This window comes from Sphingomonas sp. FW306-05-A (assembly GCF_058782275.1).
This window is the reverse complement of sequence record NZ_JBYSXN010000003.1, coordinates 347,441-373,145: the sequence shown is the minus strand read 5'-3', so window position 1 is coordinate 373,145 and position 25,705 is coordinate 347,441. Positions and strand designations below refer to the sequence as shown.

Below are 25,705 nucleotides of genomic sequence, written 5' to 3'. Positions count from 1 at the left end.
CCTTCTTTCAAAGGGCGAACCGAGCGCCGAGGATCTGGTGACTGCAGAAGCGAACCGTCCGGTCCGTCGCTGCGGTGACACCCCTCTAGGCGGGGTCCCTGATTCGGTCAAACGCTTTTTTGCACTTTTCTTTCAATCATGCGGCAAAAGCGTCTTACGGGCGTTGTGGCCCCCTCTCCCTGCCCGTGTCAGCCGGTCGAGGGGACACCCGCAAAATTAATGGGCCAGTAGCACTGGGACCGGGCTGTGATCGATCATCGTGTCGGTCGTACCGCCGAACATCGATTCGACCCAGCGTGGATGATCAAACCCGCCCATGACGAGGTAACTTGCCGTACGGCTGGCGAGCACGGTGCGCACGATGTCGGTCACCTTGCGGCCGCGACCATCCTCAATCTGGACGCTCGCTTCGATCCCGTGGCGCGAGAGATAGCGCGCAGCCTCCACGGCAGGGGTCTTGACCGACCCGTCATCGACCTGGAGCAATGTAACCGATGCGGCAAACGCAAGCAGCGGCAGCGCGGCACGCATCGCCGCCTCCGCCGAGTCCGATCCGTCCCACGCGATCACCACGTTACCGCTCAGGTCCAGACGGGATGCGCCCTGGGGAACAGCGATGACGGGCCGGCGTCCCTTGGCGACCAGTTCACCCGTGATCTCGCTCATGTCGGGATACCAGCTTCCGTCGAGCCGACGGTTGACCACGATCAGATCGGCAAGTTTCGCCGCCGCGCGGATGCACGTCGCCGGGTCACCGGTTGCATCGACCCAGTCGTAAGGCACATCTTCATGCTCAAGCCGCGCCTTGAGCGCGACGGCATTGCGCGATTCGCGCGCCTTCTCGTCTTCGAGCAGTAATGCGTCGCCGCCTACCCCCATATACTCCCCGACGAACACGGGGACGGTGACGACATCGACGCAGGTAAGATGCCCGCGTACCGCGCGGACGATATCGAACGCGACCTGTAGCCGCGCTTCCTGGCCGTCATCGTCGTGAACAAGCACCAGAATATTCTTCATCGACCGTCTCCCGTGTCAGCATCGCCATGAATGCTACGGCGCGCGGCAGAGACAGAGAATCGGGAAAAGTACGGAGGGCAGTACCGTGGTCAGCGCCGACGGCGCCCCAAGCGTCGGAGCAATCCGCCCTTGGCAATGCCTTCCAATGCGGCACCCGGCCCTTCGGCATCGAGCACCTCGTTGTCGGCAAGCCACGCCTCGACGACCGTCAGATCGGGCGTCTCATACGGGCGGAGTGTCTTGCCCTGCCCCCGCAGCGCCTCGATCGTATCGATCAGCGACCCCGTCTCGGCGAGCTTCGCTCGGACCTGTTCCACCGTACACCCCAGATGTTCGGCGAGCAACCCGTCACGAATACCGGTGATGACCGGGCCGTATTGCTCGTTCCCGGGGCTGGCGGTCGAGATCGTCACGTCGCATTCGGTGTCGAGCCGCATCGAGCGGTTGTTCATGTTCGACGACCCCACCCGCAGGCTGACATCGTCGACGATCATGATCTTGGCATGGACGTAGATCGCTTCCCCACCCGCGGTATGCGCGTGGTAGATACGGAACCGGTGGTTCGGATCCCGTCGGCGCAACGTCTCGTAGAGCCGCGCCCGTGCGGTATCCATCGCGAGCGGTTCGAGCCAGCCTTGCGCGGACACGGGATTGATCAGCACGATCTCCGGACCATCGGGTTCGTCGAGCCGCTTGGCGATCGCCTCCGCGATCTTGCGCGACGCGAAATACTGGCTTTCGGCGTAGATCGACCGTTTCGCGCGAGCGATCTGCTCGAGGTACAGGCGTTCGATCTCGATCACCGGCTCGCAATCGGGCATTTCGGGTGCACTGCGCGCAATCGCGACGGTTACCTCGCCGAAGTGGCGCTCGAGCGCGTCCGGCCAACAATCGCTGCCCCCGCGTACGCGCTCGATCGGGTGGCCACCTGCCCGCTCCCACCGCATCCGGGCGTGATCGCCGAGCGCCGCCGCGACCGGGCCGGTCAGCGCGGTGGTGGCATCATGCCACGGCTTGTAGGGCTTGCCATTGGGCTGGCGACGGCCGGGTTCGTCATCGCGGTGTTCGCGGGTGTCCCAGCGATCGCCGGTCATGTCGATCCCGCCACAGAAAGCGAAGCAATCATCGATCACCACGATCTTCTGATGATGCGATGCGGCGGGCGGATGCTTTGCGTCGAGCTTGGTGTGGATCCGCGGGTGGCGCATCCATTTGATCACCGTGAACAAGGTGCGTCCGCGGAACAGCGTCTTCATCGCGCCGAGATCCCAGCGCAGCAGGAACACCTCGAGCTCGGGATTATTGTCCACCAGCCAGAGGATGAAATCCCCGACTCGTGACGGCGCATCCCGCGCTTCGTCGCTGGTGCCGAGCTTGATCCGTGCGTCGAAATCCCAGCCGATCAGCATAATCCGCTTGCGCGCCTTGAGCATCGCCGAGCGCGCGTGGCGGAAATAATCGTCAGCATCGACGATGACCGCCGCGGCGGTCGCTTGCTCGATCCGCCAGCACGTGTCGCCGGGGCGAAGCGACTCGGTGCTAGTGTCGGTCATGAACGGCGCGCGGCCGGACGCGGACGGGAGAAACGATCCATGTCGCGCCCTTACGCGAAACCGGCGGGGATGAGTCAAGAATTTCGCTTCGCCCCCGTCAGCCCGGCGGCCCGCCGCGAATTTCGGTTGCACCTTGGGACCGGATGGCTGGCTCGCGTGTTTGAGCGCTCGACCCCGTGCACTGCACGATCGGCATTCTTCCCACCGCCAAACTTGCGCGACATCGCCATCAAGGAGTTGCTTCATGGACATCACCGACCTGATCCTCGACGACCACCACCAGATCCGCAAACTGTTCGCGCAGATCGAGCAGATCGACCGCAAGGACATCGACTCGCTCAGCGCCATCTGGGGGCGGCTCAATGCGCTGCTGGATACGCATGCCGAGGCGGAGGAGCGTTTCTTCTATCCGCGGCTGATGCAGATCGGCACCGGCGGCAATGACGCGGACAGCGCCGAAGAGGAAACCGAAGATGCGATCGAGGATCACAACGCGATCCGCGACGCGTCGAGCGCGGTCAACAAGGAAGAGGTCGGGTCGGACGCGTGGTTCGAGGCGGTCGGCAAGGCGAACGAGGAAAACGGCGATCACCTTGCCGAAGAGGAACGTCAGGGCCTGACCGACTTCCGCGAGCATGCGACGCTCGACGAGCGGCACGATCTCGCGGTCAAGTTCGCGGCGTTCAGCGCGGCGCACATCACCGGGGTCAAGCCGGTCGACAAGGACCCGGACCAGTGGCTCGCGGACCACGCCAAGAAGTAACCCCTGCCCTCCCTCCCCAGGAGAAACCCGATGTCGAAGACTACGATCGCAGATTTGTTCGCCCAGACGCTCCATCTTGCGGGGGTCGAACGGATCTACGGCGTGGTCGGCGACAGCCTCAACGGGCTGACCGAAGCGATCCGCGCGCAGGGCAAGATCGAATGGATCCACGTCCGCAACGAGGAAGCCGCTGCGTTCGCCGCCGGGGCCGAGGCGCAACTGACCGGCAAGCTCGCGGCGTGCGCCGGATCGTGCGGGCCGGGGAATATGCACCTGATCAACGGGCTGTATGACTGCAACCGGACGCGCGTCCCCGTGCTGGCGATCGCGGCGCAGGTGCCGAGTGGGGAGATCGGCTCGAACTACTTCCAGGAGACGCGGCCCGAGGCGTTGTTCCGCGAGTGCAGCGTCTATTGCGAGACGATCAACGACGCGGACCAGATGCCGCGCACGCTCGACACCGCGATCCGTGCGGCGGTGGGGCATCGCGGGGTTTCGGTTGTTGCGATTCCGGGCGACGTTGCCTTGCGCACGACGACGGGGACGCTCGCGCGATCGGCGGATGCGTTGTTGCCGGCTGCCCCCGTCATTACGCCCGCTGCGGGCGAGATCGCCAAGCTGGCGGCGCTGCTCAATGACGCGGGCAAGGTCACGATCCTTGCCGGGCGGGGCTGCCGCGACGCGCATCCGCAGCTGATCCGGCTGGCTGCTGCGTTGCAGGCGCCGGTGGTGCATGCGCTCGGGGGCAAGGAATGGGTCGAATACGACAACCCCTATGACGTCGGGATGACCGGGCTGATCGGCTTTGCCTCGGGCTATGACGCGATGATGGCGTGCGACACGCTGCTGATGCTCGGCACCGACTTTCCGTATCGCCAGTTCCTTCCGAACGAAGCGAAGGTTGCACAGATCGACCTTCGGCCCGAGAACCTCGGGCGGCGGACCGCGATCGATCTGGGGCTGGTTGGCGATGTTGCCGCGACGATCGAGGCGGTGCTGCCACAGCTGCGCGATGGGCGCGATCGGGACTTCCTCGACAAGTCATTGATAAGTTATGTAAAAGCTCGTGAGGATCTCGACGAGCTGGCGGATGGCAAGCCCGGCAGCGGGATTCTCCACCCGCAGCATGTCGCGCGGCTGGTGAGCGAGATGGCAACCGAGAATGCGGTGTTCACTGCCGATGTCGGTACGCCGACGGTGTGGGCGGCGCGCTATCTCAAGATGAACGGGCGCCGCCGGCTGATCGGATCGTGGAACCACGGGTCGATGGCGAACGCCCTTCCGCAGGCGATCGGCGCGCAGGCGGCATCGCCGGGGCGGCAGGTCGTGTCGCTGTCGGGTGACGGGGGCCTCGCGATGCTGATGGGCGAGTTGCTGACGGTTCGCCAGCTCGGGCTGCCGGTGAAAATCGTCGTTTTCAACAACGGGACGCTCGGCTTCGTCGAGATGGAGATGAAGGCGGCGGGGCTGGTCGAAACGGGCGTCGCGCTCGACAACCCGGATTTCGCGGCGATGGCGCGCGCGATGGGGATGTACGCGGTGCGCGTCACCGACCCGGGCGATCTCGCGCGCGGCGTGCGCGAGGTGCTCGATCATCCCGGGCCTGCGTTGCTCGATGCGGTGACCGCGCGCGACGAACTGTCGATGCCGCCCAAGATCACGCTGGAGCAAATGAAGGGCTTCACGCTGTATATGGCGAAGGCGATCCTCAGCGGGCGCGGCGACTCGGTGATCGAATTGGGGAAGACCAACGTCGGCCTGTTGAAGACCCTGTTCTGAGCCGTTTTCCCGCGAAGGCGGGAATCCAGGGTTGCGCAGAACGACGCTGGTTGGCGCTTGCGACCCTGGGCTCCCGCTTTCGCGGGAGAACGGAAGCGCGTTGGAAACAGACTACAGCGTACCGCGTCCCAAATACTCCAATAACAGTCTTATTCTGAAGGAAAAAGCGATGGACTATCTCAAGCTCGGCATGACCGGCCTAGACGTCTCGCGGCTGTGCCTCGGGTGCATGACCTATGGCATTCCCGATCGCGGCAACCACGCCTGGACGCTCGACGAAGCGACCAGCCGCCCGATCCTGCAAAAGGCGGTCGAGGCGGGGATCAATTTCTTCGACACCGCCAACGTCTATTCGGACGGCACGTCGGAGGAGATCGTGGGCCGCGCGCTCAAGGATTTCACGCGGCGCGAGGAAGTCGTGATCGCGACCAAGGTGCACGGCCGAATGCGCCCCGGTCCGAACGGTTCGGGGCTCAGTCGCAAGGCGATCATGACCGAAATCGACGCAAGTTTGACCCGTCTTGGCACCGATTACGTCGATTTATACCAGATCCACCGCTTCGATTCCGACGTTCCGATCGAAGAAACGCTCGAAGCGCTGCATGACGTCGTGAAGGCGGGCAAGGCGCGCTACATCGGCGCGTCGTCGATGTACGCGTGGCAGTTCGCCACGATGCTGCATGTGTCGGATGCGAATGGCTGGACGCGCTTCTCGACGATGCAGGATTATCTCAACCTGCTGTACCGCGAGGAGGAGCGCGAGATGCTGCCGCTGTGCGAGGCGGAAGGGATCGGGGTGATCCCGTGGAGCCCGCTGGCGCGCGGTCGCCTGACGCGCGACTGGGATGAAGCGACCAACCGGTCGGAGACCGACGAATTCGGCGCGACGCTTTACAGCCACACCGCCGACGCGGACCGCCGCGTGGTCGAGCGGGTCGCCGAGATCGCCAAGGAACGCGGCGTGCCGCGCGCGCAGATCGCGCTCGCCTGGGTGCTCGCCAAGCCTGAAGTCACCGCGCCGATCGTCGGCGCGTCCAAGCCCGGCCATCTCGACGATGCGATTGCGGCACTCGAGATCGGGCTGACCGAGGACGAGATCGCACGGCTCGAGGAACCCTATGTGCCGCACGCAGTGGTCGGTTTCGTATGAGCATGAAGACGGTCGCACTGCCCGATGGCACGATGGTCCCCGCGCTCGGGCAGGGCACGTGGAACATGGGGGATTCCGCCGAGACGCGCGCAGCCGAGATCGCCGCGCTGCGCGAGGGGATCGAGCGGGGGATGACGCTGATCGACACCGCCGAAATGTATGGCGATGGCCGGTCGGAGACGCTGGTCGGCGAAGCGATCGCGGACATGCGCGATCAGGTGTTCCTCGTCAGCAAGGCGCTGCCGCAAAATGCGTCGCGCGCGCGGCTGCGCACGGCGTGCGAGGCGAGCCTTGCGCGTCTCGGAGTGGAACAACTCGATCTTTACCTGCTCCACTGGCGTGGCCCGGTGCCGCTGGCCGAGACGGTCGAGGCGATGGAGCAGCTGGTCGCGGAGGGGCTGATCGCGCGGTGGGGAGTCAGCAACCTCGATGCCGACGACATGGCCGAGCTGCACGCGGCGGGTGGTGCCGCGTGCGCGACCGACCAGATCCTCTATAATCTGACGCGGCGCGGACCCGAGCTCGACCTGCTACCGTGGCTGACCGACCATCAAATTCCGGCCATGGCGTATAGCCCGGTCGAACAGGGGCGGTTGCTCGGGAACGCGACCTTGCGGACGATCGCCGCCGAATTCGATGCGACGCCTGCGCAGGTGGCGCTTGCGTGGGTGCTGCGCGATCCGTCGATGATCGCGATTCCCAAGGCGGGGTCGGTTGCACACGTGCGCGACAATCACGCCGCGCTCGAACTCGTGCTCTGTCCGGTGTTGCTGGAGCGGCTGGAGGCGGCGTTTCCGCGCCCCAGGAAACCACGCCCGCTCGAAATGCTGTGATCGCGGCGAGGGCGCAAAGAAAAAGCGGTCGGTCCTCGGGAGGACCGACCGCTTTCTAATCCTTCAGGCCGAGAAACCTCAGCCAGCCGCGGGCGAACGACGCCCACCGCCACCGCCGCCGCCGCCAGCCGGGCGACCACCGCCCGCCGGACGGCCGCTGCCACCCGGACGACCACCACCGGCCGGACGACCAGCGCCTGCCGGACGGCCTGCGCCACCCGCCGGACGACCTGCGCCGCCAGCGCTGTAGGGACGGCTGCCACCAGCAGGACGCTCGCCGGTCGGGCGGGCGGCATGCGTTGCGCGCGGCGGCGCACGGTGACGACCGCTCTCGTCGCGCGGACGATCGCTGACGTCGGAACCCGCCGGGCGTGCTGCCTTGATGCGCGCCGCTTCGGCCATGAAGCCCTCGGGGAGCTTGACCATGTCGGGCTTGACGCGCGTCAGCTTCTCGATGTCGCGCAGGTAGCTCCGCTCGTCATCGGCGCAGAAGCTGATCGCGATGCCCGATGCGCCGGCGCGCGCGGTACGGCCGATGCGGTGGACATATTGCTCTGCCACGTTGGGAAGCTCGAAGTTGAAGACGTGGCTGACGCCCGAAACGTCGATCCCGCGTGCCGCGATGTCAGTCGCGACCAGCACCTTGACCTTGCCGGTCTTGAACTCGCCGAGCGCGCGCTCACGCTGCGGCTGGCTCTTGTTGCCGTGGATCGCGTTGGCGGGAATGCCGTTCGCGCCCAGCAGCTTCACGACGCGATCCGCGCCATGCTTGGTCCGCGTGAAGACGAGGCAACGCTCGATCGCGCCATCCGCCAGCAGCATGGTGAGCAGCGCCTGCTTCTCGCCCTGGTTGACGAAATAGACGTACTGCTCGACGCGCTCGGCCGTGCTCGACACGGGCGCGACCTTGACGGTTGCGGGATCGGTGAGGAACTGGTCGGCGAGCTCGCGGATCGCGTTCGGCATCGTTGCCGAGAAGAACAACGTCTGGCGCACGCGCGGCAGCATCTTCACGATCTTGCGCAGTGCGTGGATGAAACCGAGGTCGAGCATCTGGTCGGCTTCGTCGAGCACGAGGATCTCGAGCATCGCGAGGCTGACCATGCGCTGCTCGATCAGATCGAGCAGACGGCCCGGCGTGGCGACGAGGATGTCGACGCCGCGGCTCATGTCCTGGCGGTTCTTGTTGATGCTGGTCCCGCCAAACACCGTCGCGACGGTCATCTTCGAGAACTTCGCATAATCGCGCGCGCTATCGGCGATCTGGCTGGCGAGCTCACGCGTCGGCGCGAGGACGAGCATGCGGCAATGCGTCGGCAGGACGCGCTTGTCGGCGGCGACGAGGCGCTGGATCGACGGCAGCACGAACGCGGCGGTCTTGCCGGTGCCGGTCTGCGCGATGCCGAGCAGATCGCGGCCTTCGAGCAGCATCGGGATCGACTGCGCCTGGATCGGGGTGGGGGAGGTATAGCCCTTTGCTTCGAGCGCGCGGACAAGCGGCTCGGCAAGGCCGAGATGTGCGAAAGACATGAAAGTGTATTCCATTGCATGTGCCATGGACGCACGTTCTCGACGCGCGGATGGCGGGGGGAGGATTTGACACCCCGCGTGAAAAGGGAAGTCCGTTTGGTAACGACCGAGGCGGAGCTGGGACGATAAAGTCCGATCACGCTGCATGACGCTTCGATGGCCGCCATATGGCCGAGGCGGGGGCGGAAGTCAAGGTTGGGGTGGCGCGGGCGCGGCCGTGATCCCGGCGGAGGTCGGAGCCGTTGTCTTCATGTCCTTCAGTTGCTGTCAAACGCGGCGGCCCGGACCTTTGCGAGACCTCTGCATAAAGGCAATCGGCGGTTTGATCGTCACCCCTCGCCCCAAAGGCTGCCGTCATGCTGAACTTGTTTCAGCATCCACCGCGCAGCAGGCCTGGTCCGGACTCGCGGAGGGCTGGATCCTGAAACAAGTTCAGGATGACGGGCGGTTTTGCAGAACGCTCGCCGCAGAACTCTGGTTTGTGCCGGGGTGACGGGCTTAACGATCAGCCGACCCGGTTCGCCTCCAGCCCGGCGCGGAAATCATCCGCCAGCGTGGTCAGCCCGCCGCTTGCGCTCATCACGATCACGACGTCGCAGGTCGCGATGCACGCCCCGCGCTGGAACGCAGCCGACAGGATCTGCCAGCTGCGATTGCCAACCTCGCCGATCCCGGTCACGACTTCGACGTCATCGGGGAAATAGCCTTCAGCGAGATAGTTGATCTCGACCCGCGCGACGAGCCAGCGATGCCCCGACCATCCCGCCAGATCGAGCGACCGGTTAAAGCGCACGCGCGCGCTTTCGAACAGCGCCGCCATCGCGACATTGTTGATATGGCCGAGCACATCGAGGTCCTGGAACCGTGTCTGGATCGTGGTGGTGTGCGGATAATGCGCGGGGTCCAGCCGCGCAGGATCGGGCCGTCCCATTCAGCGCGGCGCCATCCGGATCGCGCCGTCGAGCCGCACGTCCTCGCCGTTGAAATAACTGTTCTCGACCATCGCGAGCGCGAGCTTGGCATATTCCTTGGGCTTGCCCAGCCGCTTGGGGAAAGGCACCGATGCGGCGAGATTGTCCTTCACCTGCTGCGGCGCGCCCTGCATCAATGGCGTCTCGAAGATGCCGGGGAGGATGGTGTTGACGCGGATCCCTTCGCCCATCAGGTCGCGCGCGATGGGGAGCGTCATCCCGACGACACCGCCCTTGGACGCGGAATAGGCCGCCTGGCCGATCTGCCCGTCCTCGGCGGCGACGCTTGCGGTCATCACGATCGCGCCGCGTTCGCCGTCTTGACCCGGCTCGAGCGTCAGCATTCCTGCGGCCGACTTGGCGACGCAGCGGAACGTGCCGACGAGGTTGATCTGGATGAGCCAGTCGAACGCGGCGAGGCTGAAATGCTTGATGCTGCCGTCTTCCTTCGAGCGGCTTGCGGTCTTCATCGCATTGCCGGTGCCCGCGCAGCAGATGAGGATCGCTTCCTGCCCGTGCGCCGCGCGCGCCTTGGCGAAGCCTGCGTCGACCGATTCCTCGGATGTGACGTTCACTTCGCAGAAGGTGCCGCCGATTTCGGCGGCGATCGCTTCGCCCTTTTCGGTCTGCATATCGAAGATCGCGACCTTGACGCCTTTGGCGGCAAGCGCGCGCGCAGTCGCGGCGCCGAGGCCGGATGCGCCGCCGGTGACGACGGCGGCGGTGGTGGAGTCTAGGTTCATGTTGGGGTCCCTCCCTTGGAATGAGCACGCCCCTCCCCTTCAGGGGAGGGGATGGGGGGTGGGGCGTGCCTCGCAGAGAGGTTTGCCCTGCTGGACTGCCCCACCCCAACCCCTCCCCTGAAGGGGAGGGGCTAAGTGAGATTAGAGCCGTTCGATGATCGTGACGTTGGCGATCCCGCCGCCTTCGCACATCGTCTGCAAGCCGTAGCGCCCGCCGGAGGCGTGCAGCGCATGGACCAAGGTCGCCATCAGCTTGGTGCCCGAAGCGCCGAGCGGATGCCCCAAGGCGATCGCGCCGCCGTTGACGTTGAGCCGCGCGTGATCCGCGCCGGTATGCTTGAGCCACGCCAGCGGCACCGGCGCGAACGCCTCGTTGACCTCGTACAGGTCGATATCCGCGATCTTCATCCCCGAACGCTGGAGCGCGCGGTCGGTCGCGAACAAAGGTTCTTCGAGCATGATCACCGGGTCGCCGCCGGTAACCGTCAGGTTGACGATCCGCGCGAGCGGGGTCAGCCCATGCTCCTTCAAGGCGCGTTCGCTGACGATCATCACAGCGGATGCGCCGTCGCAGATCTGGCTGGCGTTAGCCGCGGTGATGTTACCACCTTCCTGCAACAGCTTGACCGAACCGATGCTCTCCAGCGTCGCGTCCGCACGGATGCCTTCGTCGGTGCGATGGCTGATGATGCCGTCGGGCGTCTCGACGTCGAGCGCGAGGATCTCCTTGTCGAACGCCCCCCGCTCGGTCGCGGCGGCGGCGCGGCGGTGGCTTTCGACCGCGAAGGTGTCGAGCTGCTCGCGGGTGAAGCCGTGCTTTCTGACGATCATCTCAGCACCCATGAACTGGCTGAACAGCAGGCCCGGGTATTTTTCCTCGAGCAGCGGCGACTTGTAGTTGCCCAGCCCCTCTTTCATGAACAGCGTCGCGGTGGTGCCCATCGGCACGCGCGTCATGCTCTCGACGCCAGCCGCGATCACCACGTCCTGCGTGCCCGACATCACCGCCTGCGCGGCGAACTGCATCGCCTGTTGCGACGAGCCGCACTGCCGGTCGATCGAGACGGCGGGGACGCTGTCGGGCAAATTCTTCGCCGCTAGCACCGCGTTGCGCCCGACCTGGCCCGCCTGCTGCCCGCCCTGCATTACACAGCCCATGATCACGTCGTCTACGGCAGCACCGTCGATCCCGGTCCGCGCCACGATCGCGTCGAGCACCGACGCCGCCATGTCGACGGGATGCCAGCCGGCGAGCTTTCCGCCCCGCTTGCCGCCGGCGGTGCGCACTGCGTCCACGATATAGGCCTCGGCCATGCTCGACTCTCCATAAGGGTTGTATTTTGCAACTGTCTTGCCCTGAATGGCGGCGGCGGGCAAGAGTGCGGTTGCATACCCAAGGCTCGAAAGGACATTCCATGACCGTCAGCGAAACGATCGCGGCGCGGCGATCGGTACGCGGATTCCTGCCGACGCCGGTCGATCCGGCGGTGCTGTACGGGATCGTCACCAGGGCCGCGCGGGCGGCGACCGGGGGCAATCTCCAGCCTTGGCATATCGACGTGCTGACCGGCGCACCGCTTGCTGCGCTGAAGGAATCGATCGCCGCCAAGCTATGGCGCGGCGAGACCGAGGAGCCGGCCTACGCCATTTACCCGCCCGAACTGGTCGCGCCATATCGCGACCGGCGTTTCGCGGTCGGCGAGGCTTTGTACGGCGAACTCGACATCCCGCGCGAGGACAAGGCGGCGCGGCGGCTGTGGTTCGCGCGCAACTTTCAGTTCTTCGGCGCGCCCGCCGCCTTGTTCTGCAGCGTCGACCGGCGGATGGGGCCGCCGCAATGGGCGGACCTGGGCATGTATCTGCAGACTGTGATGCTGCTCGCGGTCGAGGCGGGGCTGGCGACCTGCGCGCAGGAATGCTGGGCGATGTATCCCGACACGGTCGACGCGGCGATCGGGATGCCTGCGGAACGGATGCTGTTCTGCGGAATGGCGATCGGCTTTGAGGATACCGCGGACCCGGCGAACGCGTTGCGCACCGAACGCGCGGATCCGGCGGAATGGCTGACGGTGCATGACTGAGCCGCCCCCTGTCCGTCAAGCCCCATCTGTAAGGGAATGACGGACAGGGCAGGCATCGCCGCCCCTGCCCCTCAGTTCGCGAAGAGCAGGACCGGCGTTTCCAGATATTTGCGCAGCGCCTGGACGAAGCTTGCGGCATCCCAGCCATCGACCACGCGGTGGTCGCAGCTGATCGACAGGTTCATCAGCTTGGCGCGCACGATCTCGTCGCCGACGAATATGGGCCGCTCGACGATCTTGTTCGGGCCGATGATCGCGACCTCGGGCCGGTTGATCACGGGCGTCGTCGCGATCCCGCCAAGTGGGCCGAGCGAAGTGACGGTCAGCGTGCCGCCGCCCATTTCGTTCGGCGCGAGCTTGTTCGCGCGCGCTGCCTCGGCGAGGCGCACAATCTCGGTCGCGAGCTGCCAGACGTTGCGGTCCTGCGCGTCGCGGATGACGGGGACGGTGAGGCCCGCGTCGGTTTGCGTCGCCATGCCCAAGTGGACGCTGCCGTGGCGCGTGACCACGCCCGCTTCGTCATCATACCGCGCGTTGAGCATCGGAAACGCCGGGATCGTCTTGCAGATCGCGACGATCAGCAGCGGGAGCAGCGTCAGCTTGGGGCGCCCGCCGCGGTTGGCGTTGAGGTCGGCGCGCATCGCTTCCAATGCGGTGACGTCGATCTCGTCGACATAGGTGAAGTGTGGGATCGCGCGCTTGGACGCGGCCATGTTCTCGGCGATGCGGCGGCGCATGCCGATGACCTTGATCGCCTCGTCCGGGCGGGCGTTGGAGGCGTGCGGGGCGTGATAGCCCTGCCCGCTGCCGTAGCGGAGGAACGCGTCGAGATCGCTATGGCGGATGCGGTCGCCCTCGGCCTTGATCTGGTAGAGATCGACGCCGAGATCCGCCGCGCGCGCGCGGACCGCGGGGGACGCGAGGACGGCCTTTTTCTCCCTCTCCCCTTCAGGGGAGAGGGTCGGGGAGAGGGGCTGTCTTGGGTTACCGAGCGAGACGTTCGTTGATGCGTCCCCCTCTCCCCGGCCCTCTCCCCGGAGGGGAGAGGGAGAAGAAGGGACGACTTCCTCTACGCCGGGATTCTCTGCCTCATATTGCTGCGCGACCTCGACCTGCTCCGCGCTCGGCAGCGCTGCCTTGAGCTCCGTGGGCTCGTCCACGCGCAACGCGGGCGCTTCCTCCGCCGATACGTCAGCATCGGCATCCATCTCGATCACCACCAGCGCCGCGCCGATCGACACCTGGTCGCCGACCTCGCCGGCGAGTTCGACCACCACGCCAGAAACCGGCGATTCCATCTCGACCGTCGCCTTGTCGGTCATCATGTCGGCGACCTGCTGGTCCTCCTCGACACGTTCGCCGACCTTTACGTGCCAGGCGACGATCTCGGCCTCGGAAATGCCTTCGCCGATGTCGGGGAGCTTGAAGGTAAAGCGTGCCATTATGCGTCCTTCATAATCTTCTTGAGCGCCTCGCCGATCCGGACCGGACCCGGGAAATACGCCCATTCAAGGCTGTGCGGATAAGGCGTGTCGAACCCGGTGACGCGCTCGATCGGGGCTTCGAGGTGGTAGAAGCAACGCTCCTGCACCTGCGCCGACAGCTCCGCGCCGAACCCGCTGGTCCGCGTTGCCTCGTGGATGATCATGCAGCGCCCGGTCTTCTCCACCGACGCCGCGATCGTCTCGATGTCGAGCGGCACCAAAGTGCGCAGGTCGATCACCTCGGCATCGACCCCGGCCTCCGCGATCACCGCCAGCGCGACGTGGACCATCGTGCCGTAAGCGAGGATCGTCAGCGCCTCGCCGGGCCGCACGACCTTCGCCTTGCCGAGTTCGATCTTGTAATAGCCGGTCGGCACCTCGCCCGCGGGATGCTGCGACCAGTTTTGCGTGGGCTTGTCCCAATGGCCGTCGAACGGGCCGTTGTAGATTCGCTTGGGCTCGAAGAAGATCGTCGGATCATTGTCCTCGATCGCCGCGATCAGCAGGCCCTTGGCGTCATAGGGGGTCGAGGGGATCACCGTCTTCACGCCCGAGATGTGCGTGAAGATGCCCTCGGGGCTCTGGCTGTGCGTCTGCCCGCCGAAGATGCCGCCACCGAACGGCGAGCGCACCGTGATCGGCGCGGTGAATTCTCCCGCCGAGCGATAGCGGAGCCTTGCCGCCTCGCTGACCAATTGGTCGAGCGCGGGGTAGATGTAATCCGCGAACTGGATTTCGGGGACCGGACGCAGACCGTATGCGCCCATGCCGACCGCGACTCCGATGATGCCGCATTCGGTGATCGGCGTGTCGAACACGCGGGTCTTGCCGTATTTGCTCTGGAGCCCGGCGGTCGCGCGGAACACGCCGCCGAAATAGCCGACGTCCTCGCCCATCACGACGATGTCGGGGTCGCGGTCCATCATCACGTCCATGGCGGAATTGATCGCCTGGATCATGTTCATGCGAGTCGAATCGGTCATGCTGCTGCACCCGCCGCACTTGCGGCCTTAAAAACCTTCTTTGCGGCTTTGCGGCTTTGCGTGAAAAAGTCCTGATCACGCAAAGACGCTAAGACGCGAAGGAAGAAGAGGGACGTGTTGGCTGCGCCGCTCAGCCGGGCACCCATCACTTGCGCGCCCATGGGCGGCCGCTGGCGGTTTCCTCGGCGATCATCTGCGCCTGCTGTTCCTTGAGATGCCACGGCATCTCCTCGAACACGCCATCGAACAGCGAATCGAGCGGCTGGTGCAGGCCGTGGCCGAGCACGCCGTTGGCCTCCGCCTGCTTCTGCGCGGCCTTGACCATTTCGGCCAACTCCTTGTCCTGCGCCGCGTGGCGTTCCTCGTCCCATTCGCCGAGCGCAATCAGATGCGCCTTCAACCGCGCGATCGGGTCGCCGAGCGGCCATGCGGTCGGTTCGCCCGCCGAGCGATATTGCCCCGGATCGTCCGAGGTCGAATGGCCTTCGGCGCGATAGGTGAAATGCTCGATCAGCGTCGGCCCCTGGTTGGTCCGCGCACGCTCCGCTGCCCAGGCGGTCGCGGCATAGACCGCGAGCGCATCGTTACCGTCGACGCGCAGGCCGGCGATGCCGTAGCCGACCGCGCGCGCCGCGAAGGTCGTCGATTCCGCACCCGCAAAGCCTGAGAAGGACGAGATCGCCCACTGGTTGTTGACGACGTTGAAGATCACCGGCGCGCGGTAGACGCTCGCGAAAGTGCACGCCGAGTGGAAGTCGCCCTCGGCGGTCGAACCCTCGCCGCACCAGGTCGCCGCGATCCGCGTGTCGCCCTTGGCCGCGCTCGCCATCGCCCAGCCGACGGCTTGCGGATATTGCGTGGTGAGGTTGCCCGAGATCGAGAAGAAGCCGGCTTCCTTGACCGAATACATGATCGGCAACTGCTTGCCCTGCAACCGATCCGCACTGTTCGAATAGATCTGGTTCATCATGTCGACCATCGACCAGTTGCGCGCGATCAGCAGGCCCTGCTGGCGATAGGACGGGAAGCACATGTCCTCGTAATCCAGCGCATAGGCCGCAGCGACCGCGACCGCTTCCTCGCCGGTGCACTTCATGTAGAAGCTCGTCTTGCCCTGCCGCTGCGCGCGGAACATGCGCTCGTCGAACGCGCGGACCTGCGCCATGCTGCGCAACATCGCGCGCAACATGTCGGGGGTGAGGCGCGGGTTCCACGGTCCGACGGCCTGGTTGTCCTCGTCGAGCACGCGGACGAGCTGGTACGCCAGATCGGTAAAGCTCTGGGCGTTGTCGGTGATCTCGGGGCGGCGGGTTTCGCCGGCGGCGGGGATCGGGACCTGGGTGAAGTCGACCGTGTCGCCGGGCCGGAACTTGGGTTCGGGCACATACAGCGAGAGCGGCGGCAGGTTCTTCTTCAGATGGGCCGGGACCGGGTCGCGCGCCATATTCTCTCCAAGCGTTGCCTCTCTGACCAACGGCCAGCGGGCAGATTCGTTCTATGCGCGGCGTTGTTATAAAATTTCGCGGCGCTTGGCGAGGGGGTGTGCGCGTGGGGGAGAAAATTCCGCGATGGTCTGAGCGGTTGGAGTTTCGTGCTGCGATATTTACGACCTTCCCCGGCGAAGGCCGGGGCCCAGTAGCGAGCCGTTGAACGGAGAGTGTTTCCCTCTGTTACATCAACCTTCGCTACTGGGCCCCGGCCTTCGCCGGGGAAGTGATTCTCAGAGATTCCTCGAGTAAGAAGTGGCGTTACGAACGCGGACGCCGCGGTGCGCCACCGGCCGGACGCAGCGTCGGACGCGGTGCGTGACGCACCGGTGCAGGCCCGTTCGCGCGACGCGGCGCGCGTTCGGCCTGTTCGGGGCCGCCCTGGACCGCCTCGAACTGGACCGCGCCTTCTGCTTCCTGGCCTTCCGTGCGCTTGACCGCGGACATGAACTTGCTCGCGATCGCGCTCGGCACTTGGAACATCGTCTCGTTCGCGGCGATGCGGATCGCACCGACCTCGTTCTTGGTGATGTGACCGCGACGGCAGATCAGCGGCAGGATCCAGCGCGGATCGGCATTCTGGCGACGGCCGATGTCCATGCGGAACCAGACGACGTCGTCGAAGCCATCGCGATGATGCTCCTTGCCCGCTTCGCGCGACGACCCGGCACTGCCGCTCGCCTCGATCATTTCCTCAGGCGCAGGCATCCGTGCGCGATAGCTGCGCACCAGTGCCGCGGCGACCTCCTCGGGAGTCTTCTTCTCGAGCAGCTGCGCACCCAATGCGCGATCGTCCTCGTCGATCTCGACGTCTTCCATCAGCATCGTCATCAGCCGCGACTTGTCGGCCTGGCGGATGTCGTCGACGGTCGGCGCGTTCATCCATTCGACCGCGATCCGCGCGCCGCGCAGCATCATTTCGACGCGGCGCTTGCGCTGATACGGCACGATCAGGATCGCGGTGCCCTTCTTGCCCGCACGACCGGTACGGCCCGAACGATGCTGGAGCGTCTCGGCATCGCGCGGCAGCTCGACGTGGACGACGAGGCTGAGCGACGGCAGATCGAGGCCGCGCGCAGCGACATCGGTCGCGACGCAGACACGCGCGCGCTTGTCGCGGAGCGCCTGCATCGCGCTGTTGCGCTCGTTCTGGCTATGCTCGCCCGACAATGCGACCGCAGCGAACCCGCGCTCGATCAGCCCGGCGTGGAGATGGCGGACGTTGTCGCGCGTCGCGCAGAACAGAATCGCAGTCTCGGCTTCGTGGAGGCGGAGCAGGTTAACGACGGCGTTCTCGATATCCGCGGGCGCGACGGTCACCGCCTGATAGCTGATGTCGCCGTGACCACGGTCCTCGCCGACGGTCGAGATGCGCAGCGCATCCTTCTGGTAGCGCTTTGCCAGCGCGACGATCGACTTGGGCATCGTCGCCGAGAACAGCAGCGTGCGCCGTCCCTCGGGCGAGGCGTCGAGGATCAGCTCGAGATCCTCGCGGAAGCCCATGTCGAGCATTTCGTCGGCTTCGTCGAGGATGACCGCCTTGATGTTGGACAGGTCGAGCGCGCCGCGCTCGATGTGATCGCGCAGACGGCCCGGCGTGCCGACGACGATATGCGCGCCGTGGCTGAGCGAGCGCCGCTCACGGCTGGCGTCCATGCCGCCGACGCAGGTCGAGATGCGCGCGCCGGCCTTGGCGTAGAGCCATTCGAGCTCGCGGCTGACCTGGAGCGCGAGCTCGCGTGTCGGCGCAATCGCGAGCGCGAGCGGTGCGCGGGGCGGCGGCAGGCGCCCTTCGTCCTCGGTGAGCAACTGGGGGGCGATCGCGAGGCCGAAGGCGACGGTCTTGCCCGAGCCGGTCTGCGCGGAAACGATCAGATCGCGGCCCTCGGCCTGCGGCTCGATAACCGACGCCTGGACTGGGGTGGGGGCGGCATAGCCACGGGCGGAGAGCGCTTCGGCAAGAAGCGTGGGGAGATGTGTAAAGGGCATGGTATTCCGAATATGGGGGCGGCGGAGGCGCGCGCCAGAGCGGCTCCCTAGCACGGGCGTGGGCAAAATGCACGGGGGGTGTGGAAAAGGGGTTTTCTTGGGGTTTGGCGGCGGCGTGATGCGGCGGGCGGATTGTTTTGGGAGGGCATGCCGCGATACGGCGAGCGCCCCACCCCCGGCCCCTCCCTTCCAGGGAGGGGATTAGAACCTCTCCGCGCGTGCCTCCCCTCCCTGGAAGGGAGGGGGCGGGGGTGGGTCGGCCCGAGGCGGCGGCGGCCCTCGCCTAGACCGCCATCCCCGCCGCCCAGCCGCTCGCCCAGGCCCATTGGAAGTTGTACCCGCCGAGCCACCCGGTCACGTCGACCGCCTCACCGATCGCATACAACCCCGGCACCTTGCGCGATTCCATCGTCTGCGACGACAATTCTGCGGTCGAAATCCCCCCGGCGGTCACTTCGGCCTTTGCAAAGCCCTCGGTCCCATTGGGCGTGAACCGCCAGTCCGCGAGCTGTCGCGCTGCCGCATCGATCGCCTTGTCGGTCGACGCGCCCATCTCGCCCTCGACGCCGAGCCGGTCGGCAAGCGTTTCCGCCAGCCGCCCGGGTAAGTGATTCGACAAGGCCGACGCCAGCGTCACCCGCGGCCGCGCATGTTTCGCCGCCACCAGCCAGCCGGGCTTGAGCGCAGGCAGGAAATCGATCCCGACCGGCTCACCGTGCCGCCAGTAAGACGACACCTGCAAAATCGCAGGGCCGCTCAGCCCCTTATGCGTGAACAGCGCCGCCTCGCGGAAGTGGGTCTTGCCGACCTTCGCGACCACCTCGGCGGCAACCCCGGAGAGCGAGCGGAACAACGTCTCCTCGCCGCCGAGCGTCAGCGGCACCAGCGCGGGGCGTGGCTCGACGATCTTCATCCCGAACCGCCGCCCGAGATCATAAGCGAAGCCGGTCGCGCCCATTTGCGGGATCGAAGGGCCGCCCGTCGCGATCACCAATGCGGGCGCCGTGGCGGTGCGCGCGCCGAAACTAACGCGATACTGGCCATCGCCATGGTCCACATCCCGCACCGCGCCGCCGAGCGCGATCTCCACCCCGCCTGCATCGCACTCGTCCTGGAGCATCGCGACGATCTGCTTCGCCGAGCCATCGCAGAACAATTGCCCGAGCGTCTTTTCGTGCCAGGCGATCCCGTAGCGGTCGACCAGCGCGATGAAGTCGGCGGCGGTGTAGCGCCCCAACGCGGACTTGGCGAAATGCTTGTTGGCGGAAATGTAGCGGTCGGCGGCGGTGTTCACGTTGGTGAAATTGCACCGCCCGCCGCCCGAGATCAGGATCTTCTTTCCGATCTGGTCGGCATGGTCGATCAGCAGCACGCGCCGCCCGCGCTGGCCCGCAACGGCAGCGGTCATGAGGCCGGCGGCGCCTGCGCCGAGGATGATCGCGTCATAGGGATTGGAGGTCATCCGCTCGCCTTAGAGCGATGGCCGGGCAAACAGAAATGTTTCGTGGTGGGGGGGGTGACACCCCCTCCCCCCTGTAGCGCTTCCCCGGCGAAGGCCGGGGCCCAGGAGCGAAGGTCGCGGTAACGATGCGCAGCGGCCTGCAACCTCCCGGCCCGCTACTGGGCTCCGGCCTTCGCCGGAGAAGCGCTCTTTGCAGCAGTCGCGAGCCCTTACCCCGCCAGTCGCGTCTCGACCCGCAATTCGCCCATGAGCGTCCGGTGGACCGGGCACTTGTCCGCGATTGCCAGCATCCGCTCGCGCTGCGCGGGTGTGAGATTGCCCTCCAGCGTCACCGTGCGCTCGATCACTTCGATCTGCGCGCACTTGCCCGCCGCCGCCGCGCAATCGTCGGCGTGGCGGCGGTTGTGGTGAAGCGTCACCTCGACGCCCTCCAGCGGGATGCCCTCACGCTCCGCGACCAGCCGCAGCGTCATCGCGGTGCAACTCCCCAGCGCGGCGAGCAACAGATCATAGGGCGTCGGCCCTAGGTCGCTTCCGCCGTTCGCGACAGGCTCGTCCGCAAGCAGGCTGTGCCCCGCCGATTCGACGATCTGGACGAATTTTGCCTCGGTCGAAGTGACGCGGACATGCCCCTCGGGCACCGCATCGACCGGCATCGCCGCGCCGAGAAACGGCTGGACCCAGGCGGCGATGATCTGCGCGACGTAGCTGGCCTGGTCGGCATCGGTCAGCAGATGGTCCGCACCGTCCAGCGCGACGAAGCTCTTGGGGTGCTTCGCCGCCTCGAAGATCGCGCGCGCATTCTCGATCGAGACGGTCGCGTCGGTCGCCGAATGCAGCACCAGCAGCGCGCGCTTGAGGCGTGCGAGCCGGTCGGCCTGGTCCTGCCCCTCGACCGAGGCGAGGAATGCGCGCCCGATCCGGAACGGACGGCCACCGATCGACACGTCGCGCGGTTCATCCTCCAGATCATCGGCACCCTTGATGAGATGGAGCACGTGGCGTGGATCGAACGGCGCGGCGATCGTCACCACCGCGCGCGCCGACTCGATCCGTTCCGCCGCAGCGATCACCGCCGCCCCGCCGAGCGAATGACCGATCAGGATCGCGGGCGCGCCGACGTCGCCCGACAGAAATTCGGCCGCGGCGACCAGATCGTCGACGTTCGCGCTGAAATGGCTGTCGGCGAACGCACCTTCGCTCGCGCCGAGCCCGGTGAAATCGAACCGCAGCGTCGCGATCCCCTGTTCGGCGAGCGCGAGGCTGACGCGGCGCGCGGCATGGCTTTGCGCGGTGCAGGTGAAGCAATGCGCGAACAGCGCAACCGCACGAATCCGCCCGGGCGGCAGATCAAGCGCACCCGCGAGCTGATGCCCCTGCGCATTGGGGAAGGTCACATCGCGCTTCATTACCGTCTCCGTCTCAGATCGCCGCAACGCGACCCTGAAACGCGCAGCAGATGCGCGCAAGCGCCACGCGCTAGAGCGAGCGCCCGATCAGCTCCTTCATAATCTCGTTCGTCCCCCCAAAGATCCGCGTCACCCGCGCGGCGCGCCACGCCCGCGCGATCGGATATTCGTTCATATAGCCCGCCCCGCCGTGGAGCTGGAGACAGGCGTCCATCACCTCCCATTGCAGATCGGTGTGCCACAGCTTGGCGGCGGCGCCTTCCTCGTTGGTCAGCTCGCCCTTGAGATGCCGCGCGATCGCCCAGTCGAGATGCGCCCAGCCGACCTGCAGCTTCGCCTTGAGATCCGCGAGCACGAAGCGCGTGTTCTGGAAATCGAACACCATTCCGGCAAAGGCCTTGCGCGTCTTGGTGAACTCGACCGTCTCGTCGAACGCCTTTTGCGCCGACGCGTGGACCGACACCGCGATCGACAGGCGCTCCTGCGGCAGCTGGCTCATCAGATAGATAAAGCCCTTGCCCTCCTCGCCGAGGCAATTGGTCATCGGCACGCGCACGTCATTGAAGAACAGTTCGGACGTGTCGGCGGCATCCTGCCCGATCTTGTCGAGCTTGCGGCCCTTGCTGAAACCCTCGCGGTCGCTTTCGACCAGGATGATCGACATGCCCTTCCACGCGGGCTTGGCATCGGGATCGGTCTTGGCGACGACCAACGTCAGGTCGGTATTTTGGCCATTGGTGATGTAGGTCTTGGAGCCATTGATGACGTAATGATTGCCATCCTTCTTCGCGGTCGTGCGGATCGCCTGGAGGTCGGAGCCGGTGCCGGGCTCGGTCATCGCGATCGCGGTGATCACGTCGCCCGAGACGAGCTTGGGGAGCCACTGCGCCTTCTGCTCTTCCGATCCGTACGCCTCCAGATAGCCGCAGACGATGTCGGACTGGAGCGAGAAGCCCGCGGGGACGCCGTTATACGCCATCTCCTCGTCGACGATCGCGTTATAGCCGAAGTCGAGCCCGAGTCCGCCATACGCCTCCGGCACGGTCGGGCAGAGCATCCCGATCTCGCCTGCCTTGCGCCAGAAATCCTTGGGGACGAGCCGCTCTTCCTCCCATTGGTTGACATGGGGGACGCCTTCCTTCTGCAGGAAGCTCCGCACCGTCTGGCGGAACGCCTCGTGATCCTCGGTATACGCGAAGCGGCCAGCGACGGAGTCGAGCGTCATCAGATCAGTCCTCTCTTGCAACCTTCTTTTGCCCGGGTGTGCGGCGGGTTTCCGCGAACGTCAACGACTATCGCGACAGCCCGCGCTCGACACGCCCGGACACGGGGGTATGCTAGGCAAAAATCGTAGGAGAGTTCATGAAACTGGCAAGCCTCAAGTCCGGCCGTGACGGTGCCCTCGTCGTCGTGTCGAACGATCTCGCTTGGTATGCCGACGCCAGCCATATCGCGCCGACGCTCCAGGCCGCGCTCGACGACTGGGACCGGCTCGCGCCCGATCTCGAAAATCTCAGCACCGATCTCGAGCATGAGATGATCCCGATGCGGCGCTTCCACGAACATGCCGCCGCGTCGCCGCTGCCGCGCGCGTATCAATGGGCGGATGGCTCTGCCTATGTGAACCACGTTGCCTTGGTGCGGCAGGCGCGCTCGGCCGAAATGCCCGACAGCTTCTGGCATGACCCGTTGATGTATCAGGGCGGATCGGACGGGTTCCTGGGCCCACGCGACGCCATTCCGCTAGCCGACGAAAGCTGGGGCTGCGATTTCGAGGGCGAAGTGGTCGTCGTGACCGGCGATGTCCCGCAGGGCGCGAGCCGCGAGGAAGCACTTGCGGCGGTTCGGCTGGTCGGGCTGACCAACGACGTGTCGCTGCGCAACCTGATCCCGGGGGAACTCGGCAAGGGGTTCGGCTTCTTCCAGTCGAAGCCCGCGAGCGCCTTTTCGCCGGTGTTCGTTACCCCTGAGTCGCTCGGCGACTGGTGGCGGGACGGCAAGCTCCACCGCACGCTGATGATCGACCTCAACGGCCAGCCGTTCGGGCGCGTCGCGGCGGGTGAGGACATGACCTTCGATTTCGGCACGCTGATCGCGCACGCGGCCAAGACGCGCGCTTTGGGCGCGGGGACGATCGTGGGATCGGGCACCGTGTCCAACCGGGACGCGGACGGCGGCCCGGGCAAGCCGATCGCGGACGGCGGGGTCGGTTATGCGTGCCTGGCGGAAGTGCGCACGGTCGAAACGATTCTCGCAGGCGGGGCGAAGACGCCGTTCCTCAAGGCGGGCGACACGGTGCGAATCTGGGCGGAGGACGACAAGCGGCATCCGATCTTTGGGGTGATCGAACAAACGGTGGGGTGAGGGCGGCGCTGGGGTTCTGTTTTAGCGCTTCTTGCTGTTCTGCCGCTTCCCCGGCGGAGGCCGGGGCCCAGGAGAGGGCGGATCGTTGTCTGGCGCTGTGCCTTGTTGACGTCGACCTTCTCTACTGGGCCCCGGCCTCCGCCGGGGAAGTACAGTAAGAGTAAGAGTAAGAGTAAGAGTAACAGCAACAAAATTGGCGGACAGCGACAGCGGCACCCGTCGCAGCCAAACCCTTCCCATAACCCCCGGCAAACGCTAACCGCTCAGCATGAACGCACCGCTTCCCAAGGCCTGGGTCATGGCCATCGCTCCCTATGTTCCGGGTCGCTCGACCACGGATGGCGATGCCCCCGTCATCAAGCTCTCGTCGAACGAGAATCCGCTCGGCACCAGCGCGCAGGCGGTCTCTGCCTTCTCGCGCCATGCGGGCGATCTCGCGCGCTATCCCGATGCGGGCGCGATCGCGCTGCGCGAGGCGATTGCGGCGCATCACGATCTCGACCCCGCGCGCGTCATCTACGGCACCGGGTCGGACGAAGTGCTCCACCTGATCGCGGGCGCCTATGCCGGGCCCGGCGACGAAGTGATCCAGGTCCGCTACGGTTTCGCGGTCTATGAGATCGCCACCCGCCGCGTCGGCGCGACGCTGGTGATCGCGCCGGACACGGACCACGCGACCGATGTCGACGCGATCCTCGCCTGCGTCACCGATCGCACCCGGATCGTGTTCGTCGCCAACCCCAACAACCCGACCGGCACTTTCGCCCGCAAGGACGAGATCGCGCGGCTCCATGCCGCGCTTCCGCCGCACGTGATGCTCGTGCTCGACCAGGCCTATGCCGAATATCTCGCGCCCGAGGATGACGACGGCGGGCTGGAGCTTGCGCGCACCCAGCCGAATGTGATCGTCACGCGGACTTTCTCCAAGATCCACGGGCTTGCCGCCGAGCGGATCGGCTGGGGCTATGGTTCGGAAGAAGCGATCGCCGCGATGCACCGGATCCGCGCGCCGTTCTGCTGCACCACCGCAGGACAAGAGGCGGCGATCGCAGCGCTCGGCGCGGCCGACTTCATCGCCCAGTCGCGTGAGCACAATCGCGTCTGGCGGGCGTGGTTCGCCAAGGAAATGGCGAAGCTCGGCAATGCGGGGCTGCGCCCCGTGCCGAGCGAGGCGAACTTCGTGCTCGTCCTGTTCGAAGGCGCGGTCACCGCGGAGACCGCCTATAAGGCGTTGCTCGAGCGCGGCTATATCGTCCGCTGGTTGCCCGGGCAGGGTCTGGCGAACGGGCTGCGGATGACGATCGGCACCGAAGCCGAGACGCGCGGCCTGGCCGAGGCGTTGCGCGAGATCGTCGCCGGCTGATGCGCCCGCGCCTCCGCGCTCTCGCCTTCGACGTGTTCGGTACCGTCGTCGACTGGCGAACCAGCGTGGCGCGCGAGGCGGCGGCGTTCTTTGCGAAGGTCGGCGTGACCGGGATCGATCCGCACGCCTTCGCGGACGCATGGCGCGCGCTTTACCAGCCGGCGATGGAGGAATGCCGGTCGGGGCGGCGGCCTTATACCCGGCTCGACGTGCTCAACCGCGAGACGCTCGACACGCTGCTGGCGACGCATGGGGTGGTGGCGGACCCGGCGTCCGTCGCCGATTTCGCAATGGCGTGGCGGCGGCTCGATCCCTGGCCCGATGCGGTCGCGGGGCTGACCCGGTTGCGCGCGCGTATCCCGATCGTCACGCTGTCGAACGGCAATCTCGCGCTGATGATGCACCTCGCGCGGTTCGGTGGGTTGCCGTGGGATGCGATCCTCGGGGCCGAAGCAACCGGGATCTACAAGCCGTTGCCGGCCGCCTATGTCGGGACTGCGGACATTCTCGGCATCGTGCCCGGAGACCTGTGCCTTGTCGCGGCGCATCACAGCGACCTGGCGGCGGCGCGTGCGTGCGGGTTGCAGACCGCTTATGTCGATCGCCCGCTGGAACTGGGCGGTGCGCCCAAGCCCGACCGCAAGGCCGCGCAGGATTGGGAGTATGCGGCGGGGTCGCTCACCGAACTGGCGGATGTGCTGGAGCCCGTCCTTTCCTGAAGAACTACACATCTGTGAGACC

General features: G+C 66.2%; 21 protein-coding genes. 8 read left to right on the top strand and 13 right to left on the bottom strand.

Annotated elements, in window-relative coordinates:
* Positions 1-216: 216 nt before the first annotated feature.
* Complete coding sequence (locus AC3WJR_RS17965; RefSeq protein ID WP_492726705.1) at positions 217-1,020, bottom strand: universal stress protein; 804 nt, start codon at positions 1,018-1,020, stop codon at positions 217-219.
* An 89-nt stretch (positions 1,021-1,109) separates the two neighbouring features.
* On the bottom strand, positions 1,110-2,573 hold the full coding sequence (locus AC3WJR_RS17960; RefSeq protein WP_492726704.1) for a phospholipase D-like domain-containing protein: 1,464 nt from the start codon (positions 2,571-2,573) through the stop codon (positions 1,110-1,112).
* 244 nt (positions 2,574-2,817) lie between these two features.
* Here AC3WJR_RS17960 and AC3WJR_RS17955 point away from each other — a divergent pair, with 244 nt between their 5' ends.
* The 4 genes from AC3WJR_RS17955 to AC3WJR_RS17940 all read left to right on the top strand — a co-directional run bounded on the left by AC3WJR_RS17955 (position 2,818) and on the right by AC3WJR_RS17940 (position 7,098).
* Entirely contained in the window at positions 2,818-3,336 is a 519-nt protein-coding gene (locus tag AC3WJR_RS17955) for a hemerythrin domain-containing protein (RefSeq protein ID WP_492726702.1), read from the top strand.
* 30 nt (positions 3,337-3,366) lie between these two features.
* Positions 3,367-5,115, top strand: a complete 1,749-nt coding sequence (gene poxB, locus AC3WJR_RS17950) for a ubiquinone-dependent pyruvate dehydrogenase (protein WP_492726701.1) — start codon at positions 3,367-3,369, stop codon at positions 5,113-5,115.
* Positions 5,116-5,284: 169 nt separating this feature from the next.
* A complete protein-coding gene (locus AC3WJR_RS17945; protein WP_492726700.1) occupies positions 5,285-6,265 on the top strand; it encodes an aldo/keto reductase in 981 nt (326 codons plus the stop codon).
* Between the two features lie 2 nt (positions 6,266-6,267).
* Entirely contained in the window at positions 6,268-7,098 is an 831-nt protein-coding gene (locus AC3WJR_RS17940) for an aldo/keto reductase (protein ID WP_492726698.1), read from the top strand.
* Between the two features lie 78 nt (positions 7,099-7,176).
* Here the strand turns inward: AC3WJR_RS17940 and AC3WJR_RS17935 are convergent, their stop codons facing one another.
* The 4 genes from AC3WJR_RS17935 to AC3WJR_RS17920 form a co-directional block, all read right to left on the bottom strand.
* Positions 7,177-8,628, bottom strand: a complete 1,452-nt coding sequence (locus AC3WJR_RS17935; RefSeq protein WP_492726696.1) for a DEAD/DEAH box helicase — start codon at positions 8,626-8,628, stop codon at positions 7,177-7,179.
* A 505-nt stretch (positions 8,629-9,133) separates the two neighbouring features.
* On the bottom strand, positions 9,134-9,559 hold the full coding sequence (locus AC3WJR_RS17930; RefSeq protein ID WP_492726695.1) for an acyl-CoA thioesterase: 426 nt from the start codon (positions 9,557-9,559) through the stop codon (positions 9,134-9,136).
* Complete coding sequence (locus AC3WJR_RS17925) at positions 9,560-10,342, bottom strand: SDR family NAD(P)-dependent oxidoreductase (protein ID WP_492726693.1); 783 nt, start codon at positions 10,340-10,342, stop codon at positions 9,560-9,562.
* 141 nt (positions 10,343-10,483) lie between these two features.
* Positions 10,484-11,656: an acetyl-CoA C-acetyltransferase gene (locus tag AC3WJR_RS17920; protein ID WP_492726691.1), complete on the bottom strand. Its 1,173-nt coding sequence runs from the start codon at positions 11,654-11,656 to the stop codon at positions 10,484-10,486.
* Positions 11,657-11,757: 101 nt separating this feature from the next.
* On the opposite strand from AC3WJR_RS17920, the gene AC3WJR_RS17915 reads away from it, so the two are divergent.
* Positions 11,758-12,423, top strand: coding sequence for a nitroreductase (locus AC3WJR_RS17915; RefSeq protein ID WP_492726689.1), 666 nt, complete (start codon positions 11,758-11,760; stop codon positions 12,421-12,423).
* A gap of 71 nt (positions 12,424-12,494) precedes the next feature.
* On the opposite strand, the gene AC3WJR_RS17910 is transcribed toward AC3WJR_RS17915, so the two are convergent.
* The 7 genes from AC3WJR_RS17910 to AC3WJR_RS17880 all read right to left on the bottom strand — a co-directional run bounded on the left by AC3WJR_RS17910 (position 12,495) and on the right by AC3WJR_RS17880 (position 22,462).
* The gene (locus AC3WJR_RS17910) at positions 12,495-13,865 is read right to left on the bottom strand and encodes a dihydrolipoamide acetyltransferase family protein (protein ID WP_492726688.1); all 1,371 of its coding nucleotides are present in this window, start codon (positions 13,863-13,865) and stop codon (positions 12,495-12,497) included.
* A complete protein-coding gene (locus AC3WJR_RS17905) occupies positions 13,865-14,872 on the bottom strand; it encodes an alpha-ketoacid dehydrogenase subunit beta (protein ID WP_010162350.1) in 1,008 nt (335 codons plus the stop codon). The genes AC3WJR_RS17910 and AC3WJR_RS17905 overlap by 1 nt, the downstream gene beginning before the upstream one ends.
* A gap of 163 nt (positions 14,873-15,035) precedes the next feature.
* Positions 15,036-16,334 (bottom strand): 3-methyl-2-oxobutanoate dehydrogenase (2-methylpropanoyl-transferring) subunit alpha, encoded by a 1,299-nt coding sequence (locus tag AC3WJR_RS17900; protein WP_492726686.1) that lies wholly within the window; start codon positions 16,332-16,334, stop codon positions 15,036-15,038.
* Positions 16,335-16,638: 304 nt separating this feature from the next.
* Positions 16,639-18,366: a DEAD/DEAH box helicase gene (locus AC3WJR_RS17895; RefSeq protein ID WP_354282857.1), complete on the bottom strand. Its 1,728-nt coding sequence runs from the start codon at positions 18,364-18,366 to the stop codon at positions 16,639-16,641.
* A 283-nt stretch (positions 18,367-18,649) separates the two neighbouring features.
* On the bottom strand, positions 18,650-19,828 hold the full coding sequence (locus tag AC3WJR_RS17890; protein WP_492726683.1) for a BaiN/RdsA family NAD(P)/FAD-dependent oxidoreductase: 1,179 nt from the start codon (positions 19,826-19,828) through the stop codon (positions 18,650-18,652).
* Positions 19,829-20,037: 209 nt separating this feature from the next.
* Positions 20,038-21,237 carry a bifunctional alpha/beta hydrolase/OsmC family protein gene (locus AC3WJR_RS17885; RefSeq protein ID WP_492726681.1) on the bottom strand — a complete coding sequence of 400 codons (1,200 nt, stop codon included), beginning with the start codon at positions 21,235-21,237 and terminating at the stop codon, positions 20,038-20,040.
* A 70-nt stretch (positions 21,238-21,307) separates the two neighbouring features.
* Positions 21,308-22,462, bottom strand: coding sequence for an acyl-CoA dehydrogenase family protein (locus AC3WJR_RS17880; RefSeq protein WP_492726679.1), 1,155 nt, complete (start codon positions 22,460-22,462; stop codon positions 21,308-21,310).
* Positions 22,463-22,599: 137 nt separating this feature from the next.
* Here AC3WJR_RS17880 and AC3WJR_RS17875 point away from each other — a divergent pair, with 137 nt between their 5' ends.
* The 3 genes from AC3WJR_RS17875 (at position 22,600) to AC3WJR_RS17865 (ending at position 25,683) form a co-directional block, all read left to right on the top strand.
* The gene (locus AC3WJR_RS17875; protein ID WP_492726677.1) at positions 22,600-23,601 is read left to right on the top strand and encodes a fumarylacetoacetate hydrolase family protein; all 1,002 of its coding nucleotides are present in this window, start codon (positions 22,600-22,602) and stop codon (positions 23,599-23,601) included.
* A gap of 268 nt (positions 23,602-23,869) precedes the next feature.
* Complete coding sequence (gene hisC, locus AC3WJR_RS17870; RefSeq protein WP_492726675.1) at positions 23,870-24,964, top strand: histidinol-phosphate transaminase; 1,095 nt, start codon at positions 23,870-23,872, stop codon at positions 24,962-24,964.
* The gene (locus AC3WJR_RS17865; RefSeq protein WP_492726674.1) at positions 24,964-25,683 is read left to right on the top strand and encodes a haloacid dehalogenase type II; all 720 of its coding nucleotides are present in this window, start codon (positions 24,964-24,966) and stop codon (positions 25,681-25,683) included. Before hisC ends, AC3WJR_RS17865 begins: the two co-directional genes overlap by 1 nt.
* The last annotated feature ends 22 nt before the right edge of the window (positions 25,684-25,705 follow it).